An 18,270-nucleotide genomic window follows, 5' to 3' on the forward strand; every position below is an offset into this window, starting at 1 on the left:
GTGGGAAGAGAGACAGTAGATGTTGAAAGGCTTGGGTATCCATGATGGTGGCCCTCAGGGTGATGACCTATTTCAAGGTTAGCCTTTCAACACGTAATTGGGACAGCGCCTTTTTTATTGCCTGTTTTTCAGGAATCAAGCCAAGGCATTGATGGGAAAGGCATAGATCCCCGTTGGCGGGCCCGGCCCCCGGCGTCTGGCCGTGATCGGGATCGCAATCCGGTGACGTTGCCCCTGCTGGAAGGCATAATGACGACAAAAGGTGAACAGGTTCAATTTTATTTGATTAATTAGTTATTATGATCAACTAAAGTTACATGAAAATGAAAGGGGCGCCCCGGCATCCCAGGTCACCGTCAAATTCGATCCGATACTGGCAGATGTATGCCGCGGCACAGTGAACATGAGAACCCACAGATGAAAGCACAATGGACCGATTTCATAACCCTGCTCAAGCGTGAAGTGGTGCCGGCCCTTGGCTGCACCGAGCCGATGTCGGTCGCCTTGGCGGCGGCCAACTGCCGCAAGCTGCTGGGACAGGATCCGACCCGCGTGAGCGTCTGGGTCAGCGGCAACCTGTTCAAGAACGGCATGGGAGTCGGCGTGCCCGGCACCGGCATGATAGGGCTGCCGGTGGCGGCCGCCGTCGGCATCACGGGGGGCAACCCGGAGGGTGGACTGGAGGTGCTCAAGCACCTCAACCAGGCCCAGGTGGAGGCTGCCAAGGCGCTGCTGCCGCTCATCAAGGTGGATGTGAAGGACGTGCCTGACGTGCTCTACGCCGAGGTGCTGGCGGAGGCGGATGGCCACAGCGCCCGGGTGGTGATCTGCACCGATCACACCCGCATCGTGCTGCTGGAGAAGGACGGCGAGGTGCTGATGGAGCAGGCCAGCGCCCCCGGCGTGCAGATCCAGCCCGCCAAATCCGACAAGCCCGCCATGAGCCTGCGCGAGATAGTGGCGTTCGCCCTGGAGGTGCCGCTGACGGAGATCGCGTTCATCCAGGAGGCGGCCAGCATGAACCAGGCGCTGGCGGATGAAGGCCTGCAGGGCTATGGCCTGCGCATCGGCAAGATCCTGACCGAGCAGGTGGAGCGCAAGCTGCTGTCCGACGACCTGATGACCCTGGCCATGCGCCTGTCGTCGGCCGCGTCCGATGCTCGCATGGACGGTGCCATGCTGCCCGCCATGTCCAACTCCGGCTCCGGCAATCAGGGCATCGCCGCCACCATGCCGGTGGTCGCCGCCGCCCGCTTCCTCAAGGCCGACGAGGAGCAGCTGACCCGGGCGCTGGTGATGAGCCATCTGGTCGCCATCTACATCAAGATGTACCAGAACAAGCTGTCGGCCCTGTGCGCCGCCAGCACCGCCGCCATGGGTTCGGGTGCCGCCATCACCTGGCTGCTGGGGGGCCAGTTTGAGCAGATCAGTCACTGCATCAACAACATGATCGGCGATGTTTCCGGTATCATCTGCGACGGGGCGGGCAGCGCCTGCTCCATGAAGGTGTCGACCTCCACTTCGGCGGCGGTCAAGTCGTCGCTGATGGCGATCAACAACCTGCACGTGCCCCAGAGCGAGGGCATCGTCTCCGACGACGTGGACCAGACCATCGCCAACCTGGGCCGCCTCTCCAAGCGGGGGATGCTGGACACCGATATAGAAATCATCAACATCATGCGGGCCAAGCAACAGGGCAAGGCCGAGTGATGCAAGGGGTGGCGCTGGCCACCCCTGTTTTTTGTCGCCTCGGCTGAACCGGGGGGCAGACCGCCACAGAGCGGCACCTTTCAGGGAAGAGTGTGCTTACCCGTCACTCGTCCCATTATCGCGGGCCCGTCCCGGTTATTTTGGGGAATATCGTCATGACACTTAGCGTTATCGGTAATCTGGCTATCCTGGCCATGTTGTTGCTGTTTCTCTATCGGCTGCAGCAAAAACACGTCAGCTTCACCCGTCGGGTCTTCTCGGGGCTGGGGCTGGGTATCCTGTTCGGGGCGGCCCTGCAGCTGATCTACGGCGCCGGCGCCGAGGTGCTGGTCAAGACCAACGACTACCTGGACATCGTCGGCAGCGGCTATGTGAAGCTGCTGCAGATGATCATCATTCCGCTGATCATGGTCTCCATCATAGGGGCCATCCTCAAGCTCAATGGCGGCACGGCGCTCGGCAAGATCAGCGCCATGACCATAGGGGTGTTGATCTTCACCACCATGATCGCGGCCGGGGCGGGCATACTGATGTCCAACCTGTTCGGCCTGACCGCCGAGGGGCTCACCGTCGGCGCCGCCGAAATCGCCCGTGGTGCGGATCTGGATCACAGCCTGCACAGCGTCGAGAGCATGTCCTTTGCCAAGATGGTGCTGGAGTTCATCCCGGCCAACCCCTTCCTCGACATGACGGGGGCGCGCAAGACCTCCACCATCGCCGTGGTGATCTTCTCCATCTTCATCGGCCTGTCGGCCACCGGCATCGCCCGCAAGAAACCGGAGATCTTCACGAGCTTCGCGAACTTCATGCAGGTCGCCCACGTCATAGTGATGCGGATGGTGACCCTGGTGCTGCGACTCACCCCCTATGGTGTGCTGGCGCTGATGGCCAAGGTGGTCTCCGGCTCCAACTATGCGGACATCCTCAACCTGCTGAACTTCGTGCTGGCCTCCTACGGTGCCATCGCCATCATGTTCGCCGTGCACCTGCTGCTGGTGAGCCTGGTTGGCCTCAATCCCTGGCGCTTCCTGAAGAAGATCATGCCGGTGCTGGCCTTTGCCTTCACCTCGCGCACCAGCGCGGGCTCGATCCCGATGAACGTGCAGACCCAGACCAAGGCGCTCGGCATCCCTGACGGCATCGCCAACTTCGCCGCCTCCTTCGGTGCCACCATTGGCCAGAACGGCTGCGCCGGCATCTACCCGGCCATGCTGGCGGTGATGATAGCCCCGACCGTGGGGGTCAATCCCATGGATCCCGGCTTCATCATGACGCTCATCGCCCTTATCACCGTCAGCTCCTTCGGGGTGGCCGGTGTCGGTGGCGGCGCCACCTTCGCGGCGCTGATCGTGCTGTCGGCACTGGACTTCCCGGTGGCGCTGGCGGGGCTGCTCATCTCCATCGAGCCCCTCATCGACATGGGCCGCACCGCCCTCAACGTCTCCGGCTCCATCACCGCCGGCACCGTCACCAGCAGACTGATGGGCCAGACCGACATGACGGTCTTCAACGGCGATGCCGAGGTCAGTCTGGACGGTGAGGAAGCCGTGGTCTGATCCCGATCGCGGAACCCCATCCTCAGGTCATTGAATAGTAAAGGGGAGGCGCTGCCTCCCCTGTCGTTACAGGAGTCAAACAATGCGTATTGTGATCATCGGTGGCGAAGCCGCCGGCATGAGTGCGGCCGCCAAGGCCCGGCGTCTGGCGAAAGATGCCGAGATAGTGGTGTATGAGGCCTCGGAAGTGATTTCCTTCGGCGCCTGCGGCCTGCCCTATTTCGTCGGTGACGACTTTCAGGAGCCGGGCTTCATGGCCGAGTTCAGCGTCGAGCAGTTCGCCGCCAAGGGGATAGAGGTCAAGACCGGCCACAGGGTGCTGCGCCTGGATGCCGGGGCCCAGACCCTGGTCGTCGAGCACGGCGGCGACAGCTTCAGCGATCGCTACGATCGGCTGATGATCGCCACCGGTGCCCGTGAGGTGATGCCGCCTATCCCCGGCCTGCAGCAGGAAGGGGTGTTCGGCCTGCGGCGCATGGCCGATGGTCTGGCCCTCAAGGCCGCGGTGCAGGACGCCAGCAAGCGAAAGGCGGTGGTCATCGGCTCCGGCTTCATCGGACTGGAGGTGGTGGAGGCCCTGGTGCATCAGGGCAAGGAAGTGCGTCTCATCGAGTTGGCCGAGCGGGTCATCCCCGATGCCTTCGATGGCGAGATCACCCAACATATCGAGACCGAACTGCGGGAGCGAGGGGTCAGCCTGCACCTCGGCGAGCGGGTCGAGGCACTGCTGGGGGAGGGGCGGGTGAGCGGCGTGCGCACCGACCAGGGCGAGTACGAGGCCGACATCGTGGTGGTCTGCACCGGCGTCAAACCCAATACCGAGTTTCTGGCCGACACCGGCATAGCGCGGCTGGCCAACGGCGCCATCGAGGTGGACCGTCAGGGCCGCAGCTCCTTGCCGAACGTCTGGGCCGCCGGGGATTGTGCCAGCGTCTGGCACAGCGTGAAGCAGCAGCAGGTCTATGTGCCGCTCGCCACCATCGCCAACAAGCTGGGGCGCATGGTGGGGGAAAACCTGGCCGGGGCCGAACTGGAATTCCCGGGCACCCTGGGCTCGGCGGCCCTCAAAGTGCTGGGGCTGGAGGCGGGCCGTACCGGCCTCAGTGAGCGGGAGGCGCAGGCGCTGGGCATCGACTATCGCACCGTCGTCATCAAGGACAAGTGTCACACCAACTACTGTCCCGGCCAGTCCGACATCCACGTCAAGCTGGTGTATGAGGCGGGCAGCAAGCGGCTGCTCGGCGGCCAGATCCTGGGGCGCAAGGGGGCGGTACACCGCATCGATGCCCTGGCGGTTGCCATCACCATGGGGGTCACCACGGATCAGCTCGGCATGCTGGACTTCGCCTACGCACCGCCCTTCTCCCGCACCTGGGACGTGCTGAATGTAGCGGGCAACGTCGCAAAATAAGGGAATCCTGATAGTGCACCGTCTCTCTCCACCCGCACCTGGGACGTGCTCAACGTGGCGGGTAACGTCGCCAAGTAGCCTGAGCGCCACGACGGCACAGATCTCTGCGCCGTCTCATTCCGGATGGAGAATGGGTCAAAAGTTGGGGATCGTGCCGTTAAATGGGATGAACGTTCAGGAGCTTGACGGGATCTTTCCATAAAAAAACCGGAGCCATTGGCTCCGGTTTTTCATCGAACGGATGCTACACTCAGCCGCGGCCGAGGCGATTGTCCGGGTAGTTCTTGGCCAGCACTTCGCGGGCGTGGCGGGCCAGGGTCGGCATCTTCAGGGTATCGTAGGCGTTCACCATGATCTCCAGTGCCTTCTCGGTCTCGGGCGTGTCGGGATAGGTCTCGACCACCAGCTTGGCGCGGTTGGCAGCGGCGATCAGCGCATCACGCTTGACGTAGTACTCGGCAACGCTCAGATCGTAGCGGGCGAGACGGGTCTTCAGACCTACCATGCGGGCACGGGCATCGGCGGCATAGACGCTGTTGGGATAGTTCTGCAACAGGGTCTTGAAGTCCTGGAACGCCTGACGAGCGTAGGAAGGGTCCTTGTCGTCTCTGTTGATCCCCAGGAAGTCCTGGAAGAAGTTGTAATCTGCCGCCATGTTGGTCAGGCCACGCATGTAGAACACGTAATCTATGTTCTTGTGGGCCGGATTGAGGCGAATGAACCGGTCGATATTGGCGATGGCCTGAGCGGTATCATCCTGCTTGTAGTAGGCGTAAATCAGATCGAGTTGAACCTGACTCGAGTAGGCACCGAAGGGGTAACGCGAGTCCAGCGCTTCCAGCAATTCGATGGCGTTCAGGTAGTTACCAGTATCCAGTTTGAGACGGGCTTGTTGGTACAGAACTTCCGGCGGTTCGTCGGGAACCTTGGGTTTGGTGCTGGAACAACCAGTGATCAGGGTAGCGATCAAGGCGAGCGACATCAGCAGGTGAGACTTCTTTCCCATCAACAACATCCGGTCCATTTCCACGAAATTGGCAAAGTATCCGTTATGCTTGGCTAAAAGAAAAGCTAGAATACCCGGATTATTTCGAATTGATACCCCCGCTCAAGAGACCATACATGAGCCAGCATATTGAACTGACAGGCGAATTTCAGGATCACCAATTCGGGCAACGGCTCGACCAGGCCCTGGCCGAATTGTTTCCAGACTACTCCAGAACCCGCATCAAGGAGTGGATTTTACAGGACAGAGTGACCCTGGACGGTCAGGTTGCCAATACCCCGCGCGAAAAAGTGCTGGCTGGACAACAGGTACATGTCGATGTCGAGTTGGAAGATGACACCCGCTGGGATGCCCAGAACATCGAACTCAACATCGTCTATGAAGATGAACACATTCTGGTGATCGACAAGCCGGCCGGCCTGGTGGTTCACCCGGGCGCCGGCACACCGGACGGCACCATCCTCAACGCGCTGCTGCACCGCTACCCCGGCATTGCCGAGGTGCCCCGTGCCGGCATAGTGCACCGTCTGGATAAGGACACCACGGGTTTGATGGTGGTGGCCAAGACGGTACCGGCTCAGACCCATCTGGTGGAGGCGCTGCAGGCGCGCCAGATCACCCGTGAGTACGAGGCCATCGCCATCGGTCACATGACCGCCGGCGGCACGGTTGACGCCCCCATCGGCCGTCATCCGACCCAGCGTACCCACATGGCTGTGGTGCCCAACGGTCGTCCGTCCGTGACCCACTACCGGGTACACGAGAAGTTCCGTGGCCACACCCGGTTGCGGCTGCGCCTCGAGACCGGTCGTACCCACCAGATCCGGGTACACATGTCCCACATCAAGCACCCGCTGGTAGGGGATCCCGCCTACGGTGGTCGTCTGCGGCTGCTGCGCAATGCGACCCCGGAGCTGACCCAGGCCCTGCGCGAATTCAATCGCCAGGCGCTGCACGCGACCATGTTGAAGCTGGCCCACCCCATCACTGGGGAAGTCATGGAGTGGCACTCATCCACCCCGCAAGACATGCTGGATCTGATGGAAGTGCTGCGCGCGGATACGCTTGCCAACCCGGACGATCTGGTCTGGGGTTGATGAGGCTTGCCCTCCCAGATAGCATGCCAAACGGGGCGCCCTCTGATGAGGCGCCCCGTTTTTTATCAGTGATATGAAGGAGTCGCAGATGAACTGGATCGAACCCGACTGGCCCGCACCGGCTCGTGTGCGGGCGTTGTCGACCACCCGGGACGGGGGCGTCAGCGAGGGGGTCTTTCGTGGTCTGAATCTGGGTGCCCACGTGGGCGATGAGGCGAGCAGGGTCAAGGCGAACCGCGCCCTGTTGCAACAGGCGGCCGGGATCCCGGGTCGGCTCAACTGGCTCAATCAGGTGCACGGCACCGCCGTCCACCCGGTCAGCAACGAATACGACGGGGTGCCGGAGGCGGATGCCGCCTGCGCCCAGGAGGCCGGGCTAGCCTGCATAGTGATGACCGCCGACTGCCTGCCGGTGTTGTTCTGTGACAGGGCAGGCACCCGGGTGGCCGCCGCCCACGCCGGTTGGCGCGGACTGCAGGCCGGGGTGCTGGAGGCCAGCCTTGCCGCCATGGGGGGCGACCCTGCCGACATGCTCGCCTGGCTCGGCCCTGCCATAGGCCCAGAGGCCTTCGAAGTCGGGGGTGAGGTGCGCGACGCCTTCATGGCCGAGCAGGCCGAGGCCGCTGCCGCCTTCAAGCCTTCCCCCAACGAGGGCAAATGGCTGGCGGACATCTACCGGCTGGCCCGGCTGCGGCTGGCCCGCGCCGGGGTGAGCGCCGTCTATGGCGGCGAGCACTGCACCCATAGCGATGGCGAGCGGTTTTACTCCTATCGCCGTGACGGCCAGACCGGCCGCATGGCCTCCCTGATTTGGTTGGTGGAATAAGCCGCGAGGCGCTCGCCGATACCGCGAGGGCTTTCGCCTGCGCCGACCTGTTATGCAGGGAGGCGCTATTTTGGCACCGCTGTTGAGGGAAAAATAAACAGCCCTTCCCCTTGAAATTCAGGCCCCAGACCTCATCTTCCTTGTCAGACAGTTCTGTTGTTGCCGCTTCGGCGGCCTCGTTTCAAGGGGGGAGTGCGATGCGTTTAGATCGCCTGACCAGCAAGTTCCAGGTCGCAATTTCCGATGCCCAGTCGTTGGCACTGGGCCGTGATCACCAGTTTATCGAACCCGTCCATCTGATGACCGCCCTGCTCAATCAGGACGGCGGCTCCATTCGTCCGTTGCTGACCCTGTGCGGGATGGACATCAACGCCCTGCGCTCGCGCCTCGGCGAGGAGCTCGATCGCTTGCCCAAGGTGAGCGGCGTGGAGGGGGATGTACAGCTCTCCAACGGCCTCGGCCGGCTGCTCAACGTCTGCGACAAGCTGGCCCAGCAGCGCAAGGATCAGTTCATCTCGTCCGAGCTGTTCGTGCTGGCGGCTCTCGATGAGAAGGGCAACCTCGGCGAGCTGCTGCGCCGCCATGGCCTGACCAAGGAAAAACTCGACGCCGCCATCGACAAGGTGCGTGGCGGCAAGAAGGTGGATGACGCCAACGCCGAGGAGAACCGCCAGGCGCTGGAGAAATACACCATCGATCTCACCGAGCGGGCCGAACTCGGCAAGCTCGACCCCGTCATCGGGCGGGATGAAGAGATCCGCCGCACCATCCAGGTGCTGCAACGCCGTACCAAGAACAACCCCGTGCTGATCGGTGCCCCCGGTGTGGGCAAGACTGCCATCGTCGAGGGACTGGCCCAGCGCATCATCAACGGCGAAGTGCCGGAAGGGCTCAAGAACAAGCGGGTGCTCTCTCTGGACATGGGGGCCCTGGTAGCCGGTGCCAAGTATCGCGGCGAATTCGAGGAGCGGCTCAAAGCCGTGCTCAGCGATCTCGCCAAGGAGGAGGGCAACGTCATCCTCTTCGTCGACGAGCTGCACACCATGGTCGGCGCCGGCAAGGGCGAAGGGGCCATGGACGCGGGCAACATGCTCAAACCCGCCCTGGCGCGCGGTGAGCTGCACTGCGTCGGTGCGACCACCCTGGACGAGTATCGTCAGTACGTGGAAAAAGATGCCGCGCTGGAGCGCCGCTTCCAGAAGGTGCTGGTGGAGGAGCCCTCGGTGGAGGACACCATCGCCATACTGCGCGGTCTTAAAGAACGCTATGAGCTGCACCACCATGTGCAGATCACCGATCCGGCCATCGTCGCGGCGGCCCAGCTGTCCCACCGCTACATCGCCGATCGCCAGCTGCCTGACAAGGCCATCGACCTGATCGACGAGGCGGCTGCCAGCATCCGGCTGCAGATAGACTCCAAGCCGGAGTCCCTGGACAGGCTGGAGCGACGCATCATCCAGCTCAAGCTCGAGCAGCAGGCGCTGCTGAAGGAAGACGACGACGCCAGCCGCAAGCGGCTCGATCTGCTCAACCATGAGCTGACCGAGAAGGAGCGGGAATACAACGAGCTGGAAGAGGTGTGGAAGGCCGAGAAGGCCGCCCTTGCCGGTACCCAGCACATCAAGGCGGCACTGGAGCAGGCTCGTCAGGATCTGGAGGTGGCCCGTCGCGCCGGCGATCTGGCCCGGATGTCCGAGCTGCAATATGGCCGCATCCCGGAGCTGGAGAAACAGCTCGATCTCGCCACCCAGGCGGAGATGCAGGAGACCAGCCTGCTGCGCAACCGCGTCACCGATGTGGAGATTGCCGACGTGCTGGCGCGCTGGACCGGGATCCCGGTGGCGCGGATGCTGGAAGGGGAGCGGGACAAGCTGCTGCGGATGGAAGATCAGCTGCACAGCCGGGTGATCGGCCAGGAAGAGGCGGTGGAAGCCGTCTCCAACGCCATTCGCCGCTCCCGGGCCGGGCTGTCCGATCCGAACCGACCGATCGGCTCCTTCCTGTTCCTCGGCCCGACCGGGGTGGGCAAGACCGAGCTGTGCAAGGCGCTGGCCGAGTTCCTGTTCGATACCCAGGACGCCATGGTGCGCATCGACATGTCCGAATTCATGGAGAAGCACAGCGTGGCCCGGCTGGTGGGGGCGCCTCCCGGCTATGTCGGCTACGAGGAGGGGGGTTATCTGACCGAGGCGGTACGCCGTCGCCCCTACTCGGTGATCCTGCTGGACGAGGTGGAGAAGGCGCACCCGGATGTGTTCAACATACTGTTGCAGGTGCTGGACGACGGTCGCCTGACCGATGGTCAGGGCCGTACCGTGGACTTCCGCAATACGGTGGTGATCATGACCTCCAACCTCGGCTCGGATCTGATCCAGGAGCACTATGCCGAGAAGGACTATGAGGAGATGAAGTCCCTGCTGATGGAGCTGCTGACCCGCAGCTTCCGACCGGAGTTCATCAACCGGATCGACGAGACTGTGGTGTTCCACCCCCTCGGCGAGGATCACATCAAGTCCATCGCCCGCATCCAGCTCAAGAGCCTGATGGGCCGTCTGGAGTCCCAGGGCTTCGAGGTGGAGGTGAGCGAGGAGCTGCTGACCAAGCTGGTGCATGCCGGCTTCGATCCCGTCTACGGGGCGCGTCCCCTCAAGCGGGCTATCCAGCAGAAGGTGGAGAACCCGTTGGCCCAGGCCCTGCTCAGCGGTCGGGTCATCCCCGGCAAGAAACTGTTGCTGGGGGCCGACAGCAGTGGGCTCACCATGAGCCAGCCGTGATGGTGTCATCGATAAAAAACGCAGGCCTCGCGCCTGCGTTTTGTTTTTAGGGAGACGAGATGCTCAAGTTTTCGGTGCTGGTGGACGACGAGGTGCATCGCCCAGGTTGTGTCCCGGAGAGGGGCCTGGCCCTGCTGCTGGAGTGCGACGGCCTCAGGGTGTTGTTCGATAGCGGCAGAGGGCGGGCCCTGGGCCCCAATGCCGAGGCGATGGGGGTGGATCTCGGCTCCCTCTCCCACCTGGTGCTGTCCCACGGTCATTACGATCACGTGGGCGGCGTCGGCGTCCTGCCCGTCTTTCCCAGCTCCATTCCCCTGATCGCCTGCCCGGATGTATTCCATGAGCGGGGTTACTTCCTGCCCTGGCCGTTTCGCCGCCACAACCTCTATCGGCTCTCGGGGGCGCTGGATCCCGCTCAGTTGCGTGCGAGGGGATTGATCCCCCAATGTTCGGTGGAGCCAGTCTGGCTGTCCGAACGGCTGGTGTTTCTCGGCTCCATCCTGCGGCGGGATCAGGCCAAGCCATCCCTGCTCGGCTACATAGTCCGTGGCGGCCGGGTCGAGAAGGATCTGATCAGCGATGACTCGGCCATGGCCTACAAGAGTGAGCAGGGGCTGATCATCTTCATCGGCTGTGGCCATGCGGGGGTGGAGAACATTGTGCAGCGGGCCAGAGAGGTCTGCGGCGAGGAGCGGGTGCACGCCATCATAGGTGGCTTGCACCTGAAGTTTTCCGGCCCGCAACGGGCAGTTGCGCTGGGTGTCTATCTGCAGGAAGAGGCAGTGGACAAGCTGTTTGCTTGTCACTGCACCGGCAAGCGAAAGGCCGGGCTGCCGGGGCAGACCCAGATCGGGGCGGGCTTTGAACATGTGTTCCGGCCATAAAAAAAGCGGCAATCCGAGGATTGCCGAGAGGAATGTATTCAATGCGACCTTGCGTGGGTTGAGCGGGTCGCAGGGGCAAGCCCCGGTTTCGCAGCGGGGCATCCAGGATGACCCTCTCCTTACAGCCTGTCCGGACCGCGCTCTTTCAGTCCGCACCGCCACACACTTGATGGCATCCGGCATGGGTTGCCGGATGCCATCAATCTGCTTACAGCATGCCCGGAATGGCAGCCTTCATCTCTGCCGGCCAGACGCCGACCTGCACCTGACCAATGTGCTCCTTTTGCAGCAGCAGCATGGCGAGGCGGGATTGGCCGATGCCGCCGCCGATGGTCTGGGGCATCTCGCCTGCCAGCAGCGCCTGGTGCCAGTCGTACTGCAGACGATCTTCATCTCCCGTGGTGGCGAGCTGGCGACGCAGGGCCTCGGCGTCCACCCGGATCCCCATGGAGGAGAGCTCGAAGCAATCCTGCAGCACCGGGTTCCACACCAGGATGTCGCCGTTCAGGCCGGCCAGCCCCAGTTCGCTCTGGCTGCTCCAGTCGTCATAGTCGGGGGCACGCACGTCGTGGCGCTCACCGTGGGACAGATCGCCGCCGATGCCGATGAGGAACACGGCCCCCAGCTCCTTGGCGATGGCGCGCTCGCGGCCCTTGGCATCCAGATCCGGGTAACGGCTCAGCAGCGCTTCGCTGTGCAGGAACTGGATCTCCGCCGGCAGGAAGGGCGTCATCTCGTGTTCGGCGCAGACAGCGCGCTCGGTGGCCTTGATGGCGGTCCAGATGCCGCGCACCGTGTCTTGCAGGTAGGCCAGATCCCGGCGCTCGCTCGGCATCACCTTCTCCCAGTCCCACTGGTCCACGTAGACGGAGTGGATGGGGGTCAGGCGGTCTTCGTCCGGGCGCAGGGCCTTCATGTGGGTGTAGATGCCCTCGCCGGGCCCGAAGCCGAAGCGGCCCAGGGTCTGGCGCTTCCACTTGGCCAGAGAATGCACCACCTCGTAGCTGTGCTCCGGCAGCGTCTTCACCTTGACCTGCACCGCATGCTCGCAGCCGGAGAGGTTGTCCTGGGTGCCGTCACCGACCCGGCTCAGGATGGGGGCTTGCACCTCCATCAGGCCGAGCTGCAAGGCGAGTTGGCGGGAGAACATCTCTTTGACGAAGCTGATCTGCTGTTGGCTGCGAATGTAGTGCTGTTTCATGGTGATTACCTGTCTCAAATCCGTTGGATATGGCGATTCTTCAACAGATGGTGCACTAAATTCAATATTCGATAATAGAAATAGGCTTTACGTGTTTTTTTCTTCAAAATAACCGCTGAGTTACTGAGATATCGTTAACGGGAGTACAAAAAAGTGCCGGAAAATTATCGGATCGATAATCTCGATCAGGCCATCCTCACCGCCCTGATGGAGAATGCGCGGATCCCTTACGCCGAACTCGCCAAGCAACTGACCGTCAGCCCCGGTACCATCCACGTGCGGGTGGAGAAGATGAAGCAGGCGGGGATCATCGAGGGGACCCGGGTGCAGGTGAATGCCAAGAAGCTGGGCTATGACGTCTGCTGTTTCATCGGCATCAATCTCAAGAGTGCGAAAGATTACCCCTCGGCCCTGGCCAAGTTGCAGGCCCTGGACGAGGTGGTGGAGGCCTACTACACCACGGGTCACTACAGCATCTTCATGAAGGTGATGACCCGCTCCATCGACGAGCTGCAGACGGTGCTGATCCACAAGATCCAGACCATAGACGAGATCCAGTCCACGGAAACCCTGATCTCGTTGCAGAACCCGATATTGAGAGATGTGAAGCCCTGATATGGGTAGGTGCTGGGCCATGGAACGAGATCCATTTCGATGCGAGACGCTGATCTCGCTACAGAACCCGATCCTGAGAGACGTGAAGCTCTGATATGGGCAGGTGCGGGGCCATGGAGCGAGCTCCATTTCCATGGGAAGCCCTGACCTAGTTGCAGACCCCGACCCTGCGGGACGTGAAGCCCCGATGGGAGCGGAGGTCGGTCGATTGGACGAGATCTCTCCTTGGGGAAGGGGCGACCCTGGTGACAGAGCCCCGTCGAGGCAGATAAATACGCTGCTTTTGTTGTGTTTTACGTAGTTAACAAGATGTAAATGCATTCCATTCTAGTGACTCCCTCTGCCCGCGGGGGCTGAAAACGGGATCTCGGGAGGGGAAAGCCGGGATCAGGGGGCGACATAGGGGATGCCGTACTTGTCGTAGAGCGCCTTGAGGCGGCCATCCTGCTTCATCCGCAGCAGCTCGGCGTCGTAGGCCGCCATCAGCGCCGGGGTGTCGGCATCGGCCCGGGCTCTGGTCCAGGCGCTGTAGTAGAGGCCGGTCTTGAGCGGCTTGGGCAGGTAGTCGAGTCGGCCTTCCAGCCCTTCTTGCTTGATCTGGGCGAAGGCGGTGACCAGCGGCAGGGGGACGGTATCGATGCGACCGGCGATCAGCTTGCGTAGCTGCAGCGCATTGATGGGGATCTCCTGAAACTGATAACCGGGATCCGTCATGGCCGCCATCAGCTCGGGGGTGTAGGAGAAATCCCGGGTGATGCCGATGCGCCAGGGCTTGAGATCGCTGAGGTGCTGGTAGTGGATCTTGCCCGCGTCCCCCTTGCGCACGAAGAAGTGCCAGCTATGGCGCAGATGGGACTGCTTCGGATAGAGCAGATAGGCCTCTCGTTCCGGCTTGTAGGAGTGGGTCATCACCAGATCGTAGACACCGGTCTCGGCGCTGCGAGTGAGGCGGGCGCCAGAATCGATCAGCTCTATCCTGATGGGCACCTTGAGGGTGCCGAAGATGGCGGTGACCAGATCCACGTCCAGACCCCGGGGCTGACCGCCCTCATCCAGCCATTTCAGGGGCGGCTCCAGGGTGCCGCCGATGATCAGCTCCCTGGCCGACAGCCAGCAAGGCAGTAGCAGACAGAGCAGAAGCAAGCGTCGCAAATCACATCTCCTGTGCGCACGGGGCAGGTTCACGATCATTTCGGTATAGTGACCGGCAGACATCTCACAGAGGCGACCCCGAATGGCGAATCCTGACATTGAAAGCGAACTGGACGGCATCGACAGGCTCTCGGTCTGTCTCTATCGTCTCGGCCTGAGTCTGGCAGCTTTGCTGCTGTTGTGTCGAGGGGTTAGCTTGTTGATTGGGCAGGATCTTTTGCCGACACGGCTGTGGTTGATGGCGTTGGTGGTGGGGAGCGGCCTGTGCGGATTCTGCCTGCACATCTATGACAAACGGATCCGGTTTCTCCTGCAGGGGCTGGGGTGGGGCGGCCTGCTGCTGGCCGCTTGCGGCGCGCCGGATGCCCTGCTGCTGGGGGCCGTCCTGGCCACGCTGTCCGGCCTGGCGTTCAAGGAGCAATTCTGCTTCGCCATCCCGGGTATTCGGCTGTTGCCGCTGCTGCTGCCCTTGCTGTGGCTGCTGGAATGGGCTCGGCTGGACTGGGCTAGCGCCCTGGTGGCCCTGGTGAGCGGCCTGCTGCTCTGCCTGCTGTGTCTGGCCAAGTGGCGCATGCCCCTGCATTTTGATATCGGCGACCGCGGGCGTTATCAGCTCTAGGTAGCCCGCCCCGGATCATCCGGATGGCATAGCGCAGTGACAGGGCCCGTGCGGCCAAACGACAAGGAGAGGGTATGCGTGCATTGGTGACGGGTTGTGGCCGTCGACTGGGTTTTTATCTGTGCGAGCAACTGGTGGCCGCGGGTTGGCAGGTGACGGGCAGCTATCGTAGCGAGCGCCCCGAGCTGGCGCAGTTGCGGGCCCTGGGGGTGGAGCTGGTACAGGCGGATTTTGCGAAAGAGGAGGAGGTCGAGCGACTGATCGCGGCCCTGGCCGCTCACGAGGATCTGGCGCTCGTCATCCACAACGCCTCGGCATTTGAGCCACAGGCGGCGGAGCCGGCGGCCCAGCTCGCCCAGTTCGAGCAGTTCTACCGGGTACATATGGCGGCGCCCTTCCAGCTCAACCGCGCGCTGGCACACGGGCTGGCACGCCAGGGCAACGCCGGCATCATCCATATCACCGACATCTACATCCACGCCCCGGCGCCCCAGTTCGCCGCCTATGTGGCCACCAAGGCGGGCGCCCATTCGCTGGCCATGAGCTTCGCCCGCGAGCTGGCCCCCGCGGTGCGGGTCAATACCATAGAGCCCGGCCCCATACTGTTCCTCGACGAGCACGGGGAGGCGTGGCGCCAGCAGGTGCTGGCCCGGACGCCGCTGGCGAAGGAGGGGGGACTGGAGCCCATCTGGCAGGCGGTGCAACTGCTGATGACGAACGATTACATGACGGGGGCCAGCATCAGGGTCGATGGTGGCCGGGCCCTCGCCGTTATCTAGGCCGTCGTCCAGGTGCTCAGGCTACTGATGACGGCGAGGAGAATGGTAGGACGGGGATCCGCCGCCGGGTGGAGGCTGGCCGGACCCCCGCCATTATCCGGGCGACCGGGCTACTGATGACGGGGAGGGGTAGGGCGGGGATCCGTCGCCGGGGGGAGGCTGCCCAGGCCCTGGCGGTCATCGGCATGGGACCAGAGTTCGACGCTCTCGTGACCAAAGACCTGCTCGGCGAACACCTTGCTGGTCGGCAGGCGCAGCCTCACCCTGTGAGCCCGCACCGATCCCTGTTCATACAGCTCGGCCAGCAGCTCGCCGAGATAGGCGTCCACCCCGGCCGTGGCGAAACTGTCGAGCGGGCCGCTGGCCAGGATGTCGATGTCGAGCGGCCTGTCCGTCACCTTGCACAGCGGGTTGCTGCGATCCCGGCCGTGGGCCAGCTCCATGGTGACGAACTCGGCCTTCAGCTGGGGTGCCGAGAGCTCGCTCTCGACGACGAGCAGGCAGTTGAGGAAGTCATGGGACGAGCGCATGCCCACCGGCTTGGTCTGGATCACCGAACTCAGCCGCAGATGACCAAAGCGCGTCAGCAATTCTCCCACGGCCTGGCTGACGTGCTGGGCGGGGTCAAGATTCGATCCAATGCTACACAGGTAGAACATGCTTTCCATTCCTAGGGTTGGGCTCGTGTGAAATATATACGCAGCTCACGGTTATCAGATTTACTATGAATTAACATAGTTTTATCTACTGTGATCCAACTCTGATTGGTAAAAAAGGAGGTTTGTATGAGTGTGGAGCTGAAATGGGCGCTGTTGACCGCCTCCGGGGCCCTCGTCATGATACTGATCATCTGTGTGGCATCCGTCGGTCTGGCGTGACGCCTGCTCCCGAATGCAACCAAACCGGCCACTTGGCCGGTTTTGCTTTTTGGGGGAGTGCGGATATGCTGGCCCCCCAAGATGAAGAGAGACTGTTCGAGATGACCAAGGTTCGGCCGCGTTCCCTGCTCCAGGTGGTATTGATGGGCTTCGTACTGGTCCTGATGCCCCTGGGGGGCATGATCTGGCACGACAGTCAGGCCCTCTCCCACCTGAGCCAGCTTACCAGCGATGAGGTGGATCGTGTCGTCCGGGATACCCGCCGGGCGACCCTGCTCACCAGCCAGGCCATCGATCTGGAGCGCACCCTGCGCCGTTATGCGGTGCTGGGGGACGAGCGCATCCTCGACTCCTATCGGCAGCAGCTGGCGCGTTATCGCGAGTTGCTCGCCATCCATCGGCAATCCATCCCGGATGCCGCCGTCTATGCGGATCTCGACACCGTACTGAGCTGGCTTGACGGCTTGCAGGAGCTGAGCAAGGCCAGAGCCGAGGCAACCAGCCCTCACTTCGAGCGGTTCAATGAGTCCAACCAGCAGTTGGAGGTGATCACCCGCAGCCAGGTGGATGAGCACGTGGTACGAATGCGCGCGGCCATCGCCGAGCTGAGAACGGAGATCTGGTGGATCAGCGGTTTCGTGGCGGTGCTCAGCCTGCTGCTGATCCTGCTGTTTACCTATCTGATCATCCACCCTGTGCGTCAGATTGAGTCGCGGATCCTGAGCCTGGGGGCCGGCATCGAGCCTGACCCGCGGCCGGTGGATGGCCCCGCCGAGCTGGTGTTGCTGGGGGAGCGGATCGGCTGGTTGCACGACAAGCTCAAGGAGCTGGAGCAGCAGAAGTATCAGTTCCTGCGCCACGTATCCCACGAGCTGAAGACGCCGCTGGCGGTGCTGAGGGAAGGGGCAGACTTGCTGTCGGAACAACTGATGGGCCCGCTCAACGGGGATCAGCAGGAGATCTGCCAGATGCTGGAGGAGAACAGCCGTCGGCTGCAGACCCTGATCGAGCGCTTGCTCGATTTCAACCGCCTCAGCCAACAGGAGGTGTTCAGCCTGACGTCTGTATCATTGGCTCCCCTGCTGCTTGAGCTGTTGGCCGAATACCGGTTGGCGCTGGAATCCAAGCAAATCAGTGTACACTTGCCGCCCGATCCCATCATCCTGCAAGCCGAGCCCTATCGCCTGCGCCTCATCCTCGACAACTTGTTTTCCAACGCGGTCAGTTACGGCGCCAAGGGCGGTCGAGTCTGGATCCGTGCCGGTCAGGATGCCAATGGCAGCTGGCTGGAAGTAGCCAACGAGGGCCCCAGCATCCCGCTGGCCGAGCGGGAACGGATCTTCGAGCCGTTCGAGCAGGGCAGCACAGTGCGTCAGGGCCTGTTGAAAGGCTCCGGCATGGGCCTCTCCATCGCCCGCGAATCGGCCATGAGCCTGGGGGGAGAGTTGACGCTGATCGAAGATGAGCAGGCGGATGTCTGCTTCCGGCTGACGCTGAAATAAAGCCCAGGCTGAAACGCCCCTGAGGGCGAGTTGATACAGACCGAAGACGAGCAGGCGGATGTCTGCTTCCGGCTGGAGCTGAAATAAAGCCCAGGCTAAAACGCCCCTGAGGGCGAGTTGATACAGACCAAAGACGAGCAGGCGGATGCCTGCTTCCGGCTGGAGCTGAAATAAAGCCCAGGCTGAAACGCCCCTGAGGGCGAGTTGATACAGACCAAAGACGAGCAGGCGGATGCCTGTTCCCGGTTGACGCTGAAGTG

General features: G+C 62.5%; 16 protein-coding genes. 12 read left to right on the forward strand and 4 right to left on the reverse strand.

The window, feature by feature from the left end; all coding sequences use genetic code 11:
* Nucleotides 1–417 precede the first annotated feature (417 nt).
* The 3 genes from LG30_RS0113535 (at nucleotide 418) to LG30_RS0113545 (ending at nucleotide 4,677) form a co-directional block, all read left to right on the forward strand.
* Entirely contained in the window at nucleotides 418–1,710 is a 1,293-nt protein-coding gene (locus tag LG30_RS0113535) for an L-cysteine desulfidase family protein (RefSeq protein ID WP_033131234.1), read from the forward strand.
* Between the two features lie 155 nt (nucleotides 1,711–1,865).
* Nucleotides 1,866–3,266: an L-cystine transporter gene (locus LG30_RS0113540; protein WP_033131235.1), complete on the forward strand. Its 1,401-nt coding sequence runs from the start codon at nucleotides 1,866–1,868 to the stop codon at nucleotides 3,264–3,266.
* 82 nt (nucleotides 3,267–3,348) lie between these two features.
* On the forward strand, nucleotides 3,349–4,677 hold the full coding sequence (locus tag LG30_RS0113545; RefSeq protein WP_033131236.1) for a CoA-disulfide reductase: 1,329 nt from the start codon (nucleotides 3,349–3,351) through the stop codon (nucleotides 4,675–4,677).
* Between the two features lie 250 nt (nucleotides 4,678–4,927).
* Here the strand turns inward: LG30_RS0113545 and LG30_RS0113550 are convergent, their stop codons facing one another.
* Nucleotides 4,928–5,683 (reverse strand): outer membrane protein assembly factor BamD, encoded by a 756-nt coding sequence (locus LG30_RS0113550; protein ID WP_033131264.1) that lies wholly within the window; start codon nucleotides 5,681–5,683, stop codon nucleotides 4,928–4,930.
* A gap of 116 nt (nucleotides 5,684–5,799) precedes the next feature.
* Here LG30_RS0113550 and rluD point away from each other — a divergent pair, with 116 nt between their 5' ends.
* The 4 genes from rluD (at nucleotide 5,800) to LG30_RS0113570 (ending at nucleotide 11,264) form a co-directional block, all read left to right on the forward strand.
* Nucleotides 5,800–6,780 (forward strand): 23S rRNA pseudouridine(1911/1915/1917) synthase RluD, encoded by a 981-nt coding sequence (gene rluD, locus LG30_RS0113555; RefSeq protein ID WP_033131237.1) that lies wholly within the window; start codon nucleotides 5,800–5,802, stop codon nucleotides 6,778–6,780.
* Nucleotides 6,781–6,868: 88 nt separating this feature from the next.
* On the forward strand, nucleotides 6,869–7,606 hold the full coding sequence (gene pgeF / locus LG30_RS0113560; protein ID WP_033131238.1) for a peptidoglycan editing factor PgeF: 738 nt from the start codon (nucleotides 6,869–6,871) through the stop codon (nucleotides 7,604–7,606).
* Between the two features lie 197 nt (nucleotides 7,607–7,803).
* Nucleotides 7,804–10,380 (forward strand): ATP-dependent chaperone ClpB, encoded by a 2,577-nt coding sequence (gene clpB, locus LG30_RS0113565; RefSeq protein WP_033131239.1) that lies wholly within the window; start codon nucleotides 7,804–7,806, stop codon nucleotides 10,378–10,380.
* Between the two features lie 59 nt (nucleotides 10,381–10,439).
* Nucleotides 10,440–11,264, forward strand: a complete 825-nt coding sequence (locus tag LG30_RS0113570; RefSeq protein ID WP_033131240.1) for an MBL fold metallo-hydrolase — start codon at nucleotides 10,440–10,442, stop codon at nucleotides 11,262–11,264.
* Nucleotides 11,265–11,472: 208 nt separating this feature from the next.
* Here LG30_RS0113570 and asnA read toward each other — a convergent pair whose 3' ends face one another.
* Nucleotides 11,473–12,465: an aspartate--ammonia ligase gene (asnA, locus tag LG30_RS0113575; RefSeq protein WP_033131241.1), complete on the reverse strand. Its 993-nt coding sequence runs from the start codon at nucleotides 12,463–12,465 to the stop codon at nucleotides 11,473–11,475.
* Between the two features lie 153 nt (nucleotides 12,466–12,618).
* Here asnA and asnC point away from each other — a divergent pair, with 153 nt between their 5' ends.
* Nucleotides 12,619–13,080, forward strand: a complete 462-nt coding sequence (gene asnC / locus LG30_RS0113580; protein WP_033131242.1) for a transcriptional regulator AsnC — start codon at nucleotides 12,619–12,621, stop codon at nucleotides 13,078–13,080.
* A gap of 387 nt (nucleotides 13,081–13,467) precedes the next feature.
* On the opposite strand, the gene LG30_RS0113585 is transcribed toward asnC, so the two are convergent.
* The gene (locus LG30_RS0113585; RefSeq protein ID WP_033131243.1) at nucleotides 13,468–14,232 is read right to left on the reverse strand and encodes a substrate-binding periplasmic protein; all 765 of its coding nucleotides are present in this window, start codon (nucleotides 14,230–14,232) and stop codon (nucleotides 13,468–13,470) included.
* Nucleotides 14,233–14,314: 82 nt separating this feature from the next.
* Between LG30_RS0113585 and LG30_RS0113590 the strand changes: the two genes are divergently transcribed.
* Entirely contained in the window at nucleotides 14,315–14,851 is a 537-nt protein-coding gene (locus tag LG30_RS0113590; RefSeq protein WP_033131244.1) for a DUF2301 domain-containing membrane protein, read from the forward strand.
* Between the two features lie 74 nt (nucleotides 14,852–14,925).
* Nucleotides 14,926–15,630, forward strand: a complete 705-nt coding sequence (locus LG30_RS0113595; RefSeq protein WP_033131245.1) for an SDR family oxidoreductase — start codon at nucleotides 14,926–14,928, stop codon at nucleotides 15,628–15,630.
* Nucleotides 15,631–15,740: 110 nt separating this feature from the next.
* On the opposite strand, the gene LG30_RS0113600 is transcribed toward LG30_RS0113595, so the two are convergent.
* The gene (locus tag LG30_RS0113600; protein WP_033131246.1) at nucleotides 15,741–16,289 is read right to left on the reverse strand and encodes a 2-amino-4-hydroxy-6-hydroxymethyldihydropteridine diphosphokinase; all 549 of its coding nucleotides are present in this window, start codon (nucleotides 16,287–16,289) and stop codon (nucleotides 15,741–15,743) included.
* 126 nt (nucleotides 16,290–16,415) lie between these two features.
* Here LG30_RS0113600 and cydH point away from each other — a divergent pair, with 126 nt between their 5' ends.
* Together cydH and LG30_RS0113605 are read left to right on the forward strand one after the other, a co-directional pair.
* Nucleotides 16,416–16,508 carry a cytochrome bd-I oxidase subunit CydH gene (gene cydH, locus LG30_RS22110; RefSeq protein ID WP_152599273.1) on the forward strand — a complete coding sequence of 31 codons (93 nt, stop codon included), beginning with the start codon at nucleotides 16,416–16,418 and terminating at the stop codon, nucleotides 16,506–16,508.
* A 101-nt stretch (nucleotides 16,509–16,609) separates the two neighbouring features.
* Entirely contained in the window at nucleotides 16,610–18,010 is a 1,401-nt protein-coding gene (locus tag LG30_RS0113605) for a sensor histidine kinase (RefSeq protein ID WP_033131265.1), read from the forward strand.
* Nucleotides 18,011–18,270 lie beyond the last annotated feature (260 nt).

This window comes from Aeromonas aquatica (assembly GCF_000764655.1).
Lineage (GTDB): Bacteria > Pseudomonadota > Gammaproteobacteria > Enterobacterales > Aeromonadaceae > Aeromonas > Aeromonas aquatica.